Origin of the sequence: Limnohabitans sp. Rim8 (assembly GCF_945901735.1) — a bacterium.
Classification (GTDB): Bacteria; Pseudomonadota; Gammaproteobacteria; order Burkholderiales; family Burkholderiaceae_C; genus Limnohabitans_A.
In genome coordinates this window covers 72961-80278 of record NZ_CAMDLM010000018.1, presented here as the reverse complement: position 1 = coordinate 80278, position 7318 = coordinate 72961, and the positions used below count along the sequence as shown (strand labels likewise).

Here is a 7318-nt window from a genome sequence, read left to right as displayed (position 1 = left end):
GCACCAACAGCGGTGACTCTTGGAGCGCCGGCACAGGCTCGAGCATCCCCCTCACAGGCGACGGCAATAAATCAATCATCGTCAAACAAACCGACGCCGCTGGCAACGTCAGCAGCACCTCGGCGCCCCTGAGTTTCACGCTTGACACCGCTGCGCCGGCCGCACCTGGCATCGCCTTGGCCACCAACAGTGGGCTCAGCAACGACGCCATCACCAACGTCGGCACCGTCAACGTCACAGGTCTGGAAGGTGGTTCCAGCTGGCAATACAGCACCGATGGCAGCACCTGGAATGACGGCAACGGCACCAGTTTCGCCGTCACGGGCGATGGCGCCAAATCGGTCAGCGTCAGGCAAACCGACGTGGCCGGCAACCTGGGTGCAGCTTCCAGCGCACTGACCTTCACGCTCGACAGCACCGCCGCCGCGCCCAGCATGAGTCTGGCCACCGACAGCGGCGTGAACACCGACAAAAAAACCAACGTCGGCACGGTCAACGTGAGCGGCCTGGAGCCCGGCGCCAGCTGGCAGTACAGCAGCGATGGCAACACCTGGACCCCGGGTACAGGCACCAGTTTTACCGTCACGGGCGATGGCGCCAAGTCGGTCAGCGTCAAACAAACTGACGTGACAGGCAACACCAGCAGCGCGTCGGCAGCGTTCACGTTCACGCTCGACACTGTCGCGGCAAAGCCAACACTGGCCTACACCAACAGTGGCAGCGCGGACGACAGCATCACCAACGTCGGCACCGTCACCGTGTCGGGTCTGGAAACGGGCGCAAGCTGGCAGTACAGCCTCAACGGCACCGACTGGAACGCGGGCATCGGCAGCAGCTTTGCGGTGACCGGTGACGGGGCCAAGTCGGTCAGCGTGCAGCAAACTGACCTGGCCGACAATTCCAGCGGTGCCTCCAACCCGCTGGCATTCACCCTGGACGCCACCGCGCCCAGCGTGGTCGTGACAAAAGCGCCTGGCAACTACACCTTTAACTTTGCTTTCAGTGAAGCCGTCACAAGCTTTGATGCCAGCGACGTGGCGGTGCCGCAGGGCACGACCAAGGGCACGTTCACGGCCGTGAGCAGCACCAATTACACCTTGGTGGTCACGCCACCTGGCAGCACGTCCGACCAGTTGTTCACGGTCAATGTGGCCGCCGAAGCCGCCATAGACGTGGCCGGCAATGCATCGACCGCGGCAACGCAGCTGAGCCAGTCGCTGATGGTGGGCACTGCAGGCGCTGACACCCTGACCAGCAGCAGCGCCTTGTCCACTTTCATCGACCTCAGCGGCGGCGGCAACGACACGGTCAAGCTGGCCACTGCCAGCGCATCGACGGCTGCAGCGCCGGACCTCATTGGCGGGTTTGGCTCGGGAGACAAGATTGACCTGTCGGCGATTTTGAAGACGATATCCGGGTATACCTCGAGTGCGCTTGCGGACACGGGTGCGGGTTTTGTTGAACTTGAAAACCTGACACTCTCGCAAAATGCGACGAATGGGAAGACAACGGTCAATTTCGACGTGGCCTTTGATTCAGCGTATGTCGATGAATCCAAGATCACTGGAGCTGTCATTGACTTGGCCTACAACGCAACAAACGTGAACCTGACAAAAACATTGACAAAGGTTAGTGTTGCAACATTCTCATATTTCGATGATGTGCTGCAGGAAACCGTCACGGCACCCGTGTGGATCGATACATTGAGTGAGTCGTTCAACATACCAACGGGCAAGTTTGCAGCATTAGCCACCCCAGACGATGGAACTGTTGTTAATCCAATTATTACCAATACAGGCAAAGCTTTTTCAGTGAGGCTGATCATTGATTCGCTTGTAAGTACTTTTGAAGTCGGTCTTGATGCAGGCACAACGGAGCTCGCTACCGCTGATGGCAAAAAACACATTGTTGACGTAGGGGTAACTAAAACGGCAGGTGCCACCGTGGGCGGTGCCGGTAGTTTAGCCATCGTTACCGATGCCGACACCCTGGGCACCGTCACTGACAACCAACTCCACATGTTGGTGAAATATGTCACGGGAACTGACACCACCCAGTTGCGCATCCAGTACGACAGCAACTCTGCCACAGGCACCACCGCCCTCAGCGAAGTGATTGCGCTGGATTTCTCCGGAAATGTCACAGCCAACCTCACCCCCGCCGCATTGACCTTCATTTGATGCATTTACCGCGTTTCCCGCGCCCCCTGACGGGGGCGCTTTTACTCAAGCCTCTGATCCTGGCGGTGGCCTGCGGTACGGCGATGGCCTGGGCGGCAGACAAGCCAGGTGATGCGCCGGTCGTGGTCGGCAAAATCGCCAACACCTTCGAGCAGTTGCGGGTGAACTCGGTGGCCGACCAGTTGATTCGCTACCTCGAAAAAGCGGTGGACTGGGCCAGTGGCCCGGCCAGCCGGGTGAGCCTGGGCAGCATCACCCCTGGCGTACGAACCGCCGTGCTGGCGCATCCAGAAGTGGCACTGGCCCAAGAGCAGCGCCTGACGGCTGCTGCCGCTACGCGTGAGGCATTTGCCGGTTTTTTGCCTCAGGTCTCAAGCAAGCTTGAAAGCGGAACCCGACGCTACGATGCAGTGAATACGCCTTGGAACAAGACGCCGGCCTATGAAGATCCATCCAAAGCATTGACGGTGACTGTCAGCCAACTGCTTTATGACTTTGGGGGTGTCAACCACAAAACCGAGGCACGCACAGCACTGGAAGACGCTGCTGCCGCACGTTCCAACTCCAAGCGCTCAGAAATCACATTGCGTGTCATGTCAGCTTGGCTGGAGCTGTTTCGCGCGCAGCAGTTGGTGAGCGTGACGCAAATGAACACCTTGTCGCGCCAGCAGGTGCTGTCCTTCATTGAAGAACGCGAGCAACTCGGTGGCAGCTCTCAAAGCGATGTGCTGCGCGTGCGAGCGCGCCTGGCCGACGCCCAGTCGGCTGCGGTTGCGGCGCAAATACGCCTCACTTCGGCAGAGGCGGTGTACCGTGAAATGTTTTCTGCGCCACCGCCAAGGCAAATCGCGCTGCCCGAAATCGCACCGATTGACCTGCCAAAAATGGCTGCACCGCAAGCATTTGCAGTCAGCCCTTTGCTGTCAGAAGCCAAGGCTCAAACCGAAGCCGCCAGCCGCGAAGCCAAAGCCGCTGCCGCTGCCATGCTGCCCAGCTTTTACCTGGACCTCAGCGCGCGCCGCCGTGACATGGGTGGCCCCGGCGTTCCCGGTCTGGACTGGACAGCCGGCGTGGGCGTGCGCCACAACCTTTACGCTGGTGGTGCCGAGGCCGCTCGGCAACGCCAGGCCGAGCAGCGGGTGACCGAGTCACTCTTGGGTCAGGACAACTTGCTGCGCCAGATCGAGCGCGCCTCTTCGCAAGCGCTGTCTGACGTCAACAACAGCACCGCCGCACTGAACGCCCGCAAGGAAGCCGTGCAGGTCGCCGCGCTGGCCTTGGAGGCGGTGCGTGAGCAGTTCTCTTTCAGGCGAGGCACCCTGCTGGACCTGCTGCGCTCGCAAGAAGAGCTCTACATAGCCGGCCGCGACTTGGTTGACGGCCTGGTCGACCATTCCCTTTCCCGCTACCGACTGTTGCACCTGGCAGACGAATTGACACCGTTGTTCAATTTACCAGCGCAAACGCCGGTCCCCCGTGACTGATTTTTGTCGCTCGGTACGATGTCCGTCGAACCCAGTGAACCTCAACGCATGAACAACGAATCCATTCCCCAACAGATCGATGCACTGGAGGCCTGCCTGAGGGCTGTCCTGGCTTGGCACGAGCAGCCCATGTCATCGAACTCGCTGCGCGCGCGCATCAATGGCTCACTGGGCTTTTGGACCGAAGACGATCTGCTCGAGGCCGCAGACAGCTTGGGCTACGAGGTCGAGATCAACGAGCACGACAGCGCCCTGAGTTCGCTGCCCGAATTGCCAGCCATTTGCCTGACACACGAAGTTGGCGCGTTGGCACTGCTTTCGGTCAACGATGAAGGCTTGCTGCTGGTGGTGGATCCCAATCGTTCAGACAAGCCCGAATGGACCTCCAAACAGGACCTTTTTGGCCGGCTGACTGGCCGTTGCCTGTGCCTGTCCAAGCGCGATCTGGGCAAACTCGGCGCCGGCGACGAATCGGCCCCTACAGCGGGTCAGGGCCGCCATGGCCATTGGTTCTGGGGACCGATTTTACGTACACGCTGGATCTATATCCAAGTGGGTATGGCGGCGCTGTTGGTCAACGTGTTTGCACTGGCAAGTTCGGTCTTTTCGATGATTGTTTACGACAGAGTCATCCCCAACAACGCCACCGATACTTTGGTGGCGTTGTTGATCGGCGTGGCGATCATCTTTGTGAGTGACTTTGCCATTCGCACGCTGCGAGGCTACTTTCTGGACTTGGCCAGCGCCAAGGCCGATGCGGCGATTGCCGACAGCTTGTTTGAACACATGCTGGACGCCAAGCTGCAGTCGCGCCGGGGCAGCAGTGGCGCCGTGGCCAGCATGATGAAGGAGTTCGAGTCGATCCGTGACTTCCTGACCTCGGCCACTCTGACGACCTTCATCGACATCCCTTTTGCCATCTTGTTTTTGTTCGTGATTTGGCTCATTGGCGGGCCGCTGTTTTGGGTGCCGTTTTTGGCCATTCCGGTGATGCTGTTGTCGGGCTTGGCGGTACAGCCCCAACTGAGCCGCTTGGTCAAAGAGTCGCAGGAGGACGGCCACCACAAGCACGCCATTTTGGTCGAAACACTCAACGGCCTGGAAACCATCAAATCGCTGGGCGCCGGCTCAATGATGCGCCGGCGCTGGCAGGACGCGGTATCGCACCAATCGCACATTGGTCTTAAATCCCGCATGTTGGCGCAACTGGCGACCAACGTGGCCAACATGGCGCAGCAGTTTGTTCAAGTCGGCGTGATTGCCATCGGCGCTTTGCTGGTTCGTGATGGCCAGCTCGGCTTTGGCGCCATCATCGCCTGCACAATTTTGGCGGGCCGGGCGATTGCCCCCATGGCGCAAATCACGCAACTACTCACCCGAATCAACCAGACCAGCACCAGCTACAAAGCGCTGAACCTCCTGATGTCGCACGAGCGTGAACACGCCCATGGTCAGGTGTTCCTGAGCCGGCCTGAGTTCAAGGGCGCGATCGAGTTTCGCAACGTCACCTTCAGCTACCCCGGCGCTTCGCGCCCGACGCTGGACGACGTGTCTTTTCAAATCGCCCCGGGTGACAAGGTGGCCATCATCGGCAAGGTCGGCTCGGGCAAGACAACGGTCTCCAAACTGATTTTGGGCCTTTACAAACCGGACTCGGGCTCGGTGCTCATCGACGGTGTGGACGTGCGCCAGATCGATCCAGCCGACTTGCGTCGGGCTCTGGGCGTTGTCTTGCAAGATGTCTGGCTCATTGGCGGCACGATCAAACAAAACATCGCCTTGGGCGGCGACTACCCGAATGACGCCGAAATTCTGCACGCCGCACAGATTGCCGGCGTCGACGACTTCGTCAAGCAGCACCCCGAAGGCTATGGCCTGCGACTGGGCGAGCGCGGCGAAGGCCTGTCGGGCGGCCAGAGACAGGCCGTGGCGATTGCCAGGGCACTTTTACGCAAGCCGCAAATTTTGCTGTTCGACGAAGCCACCAGCGCCATGGACCAGGGCGCGGAAACCGCGCTGTTGCAAAAAATCGGCAGCGAAATTGGCCAACGCACCTTTGTCACCATCACACACAAGGCGAGCTTGCTGCAAATGGTCAACAAGATCATCGTGATCGAGCAAGGCAAGGTTGCAGCCCAGGGAACGCCAGAGCAACTGCTCAGGCGCCAGCAGGCTGTGGCGCAGCCCACTGCACCGGCCGCGGCGGCCCCTGCTTCGCCGTCCTGAACACCGCTCCTTTCACGTCCTACCCTTTACGTCAGCGCACCTGCCCCCGCCATGTCCAACTTCTTTCAAAACCGCCTCAAAAAATGGGTTGACTCCTACGCCGGTGAAGGTGCCAGCACCATCGTCGCCAGCGGTTCCGGCAAGGGCCAGATCAAGCGTGCATCGCTGCTGTTGCTGTGGGGCATCGCCCTGTTTTTTGTGGCGCTGTTTGCCTGGATTGCGATTGCTGAAGTCGACAATGTGACCCGCGCCGAAGGCCGCGTCATGCCCTCGGCCAAGATGCAGGTGATCCAGAACCTCGAAGGCGGCATCGTCAAGTCGGTGCTGGTCAAGCCAGGCCAACACGTGGCGGCCGGTGAGCTGTTGCTCACGCTGAGCGATGTGCAACTCAACGCCGACCAAAATGCGCGCCAACAGCAAATCTTGGCACTGGACGCCCGCGCCGCCCGCCTGCTGGCCCAAGCCAGCGGCAAGCCGTCACAATTCTCCCGGCAAGTCATGGCATCGGCACCCGACCTGATGGCGGCAGAGCAAGCGACCTTGGTGTCGAAAAAGCTGGAGCAGGAGTCGCAAATCAGCGTGCTCAATTCTCAAATCGAGCAAAAGCGCAGGGAGTTGGAAGAAACCCAGGTCACGCTGGAAGGCGCACAAAAAAGCCTGCTGCTCGGCCGTGAAGAACGCGCCACCATCGCCCGACTGGTCGAGCGCGGCCTGGAGCCCAGGCTTGAGCTGGTGCGAGCCGACCGCGCCCTCGTCGAGCAGGAAAGCCGCGTCAACGTGGCCAAGGTCAGCATCCAACGGGTCAACTCAGCAATCAACGAAATCGTCTCGCGCCAAGAGGCTTTGACACGCCAATTCCGATCGGAAGCGCTCAACGAACTCAACCGCACCTTGGCCGATCTCGGCCCACTCAAGCAGGCCATGCCCGCGATCGAAGACAAAATCTTGCGCGCCGACATCAAGTCGCCCATGAAGGGCATCGTCAACCGCGTGTTTGTCACCACCATCGGCGGCATCGTCAAGCCCGGCGACCCCATCATGGAAGTTGTGCCAGCCGACGACGAACTGGTGCTTGATGCCATGGTCTTGCCCAAGGACATCGGGTTCGTCAAACTCGGGCAAAACGCCCGCGTCAAGATCACTGCCTACGACTACTCGATCTTCGGCGCACTCGATGGCACGGTTACCAACATCAGTGCCGACGCCGTGCCCAACGAAAAAGGCGAAGCCTTCTACCAAGTCCGCATCGAGACCCAGGCCAAGGCGATTGAAGTGATTGACAAAAAACTGCTGATCTTGCCCGGCATGCAGGCCCAAGTCGACATCATCACCGGCAAGAAAACCATCCTTCAGTACCTGTCCAAACCCATCGTCGCCCTGAAGGAAAACGCATTCAGGGAGAGATAACAGGTTGCCCGTTGGAAGGCC

Annotated in this window: 4 protein-coding genes; all 4 read left to right on the top strand. The window is 59.9% G+C overall.

The genetic code is table 11. The features are described 5' to 3' along the window. Positions 1–2180 (top strand): Ig-like domain-containing protein (locus Q0O99_RS10485; protein WP_293751138.1); only part of this gene is annotated, 2180 nt, incomplete at its 5' end. Then, positions 2180–3664 (top strand): TolC family protein, encoded by a 1485-nt coding sequence (locus tag Q0O99_RS10480; RefSeq protein ID WP_293751136.1) that lies wholly within the window; start codon positions 2180–2182, stop codon positions 3662–3664. The genes Q0O99_RS10485 and Q0O99_RS10480, both read left to right, overlap by 1 nt. Before the next feature lie 48 nt (positions 3665–3712). Continuing rightward, the gene (locus Q0O99_RS10475) at positions 3713–5890 is read left to right on the top strand and encodes a type I secretion system permease/ATPase (RefSeq protein WP_293751134.1); all 2178 of its coding nucleotides are present in this window, start codon (positions 3713–3715) and stop codon (positions 5888–5890) included. Between the two features lie 51 nt (positions 5891–5941). Then, positions 5942–7297 carry an HlyD family type I secretion periplasmic adaptor subunit gene (locus tag Q0O99_RS10470; protein WP_293751132.1) on the top strand — a complete coding sequence of 452 codons (1356 nt, stop codon included), beginning with the start codon at positions 5942–5944 and terminating at the stop codon, positions 7295–7297. Positions 7298–7318: the final 21 nt, after the last annotated feature.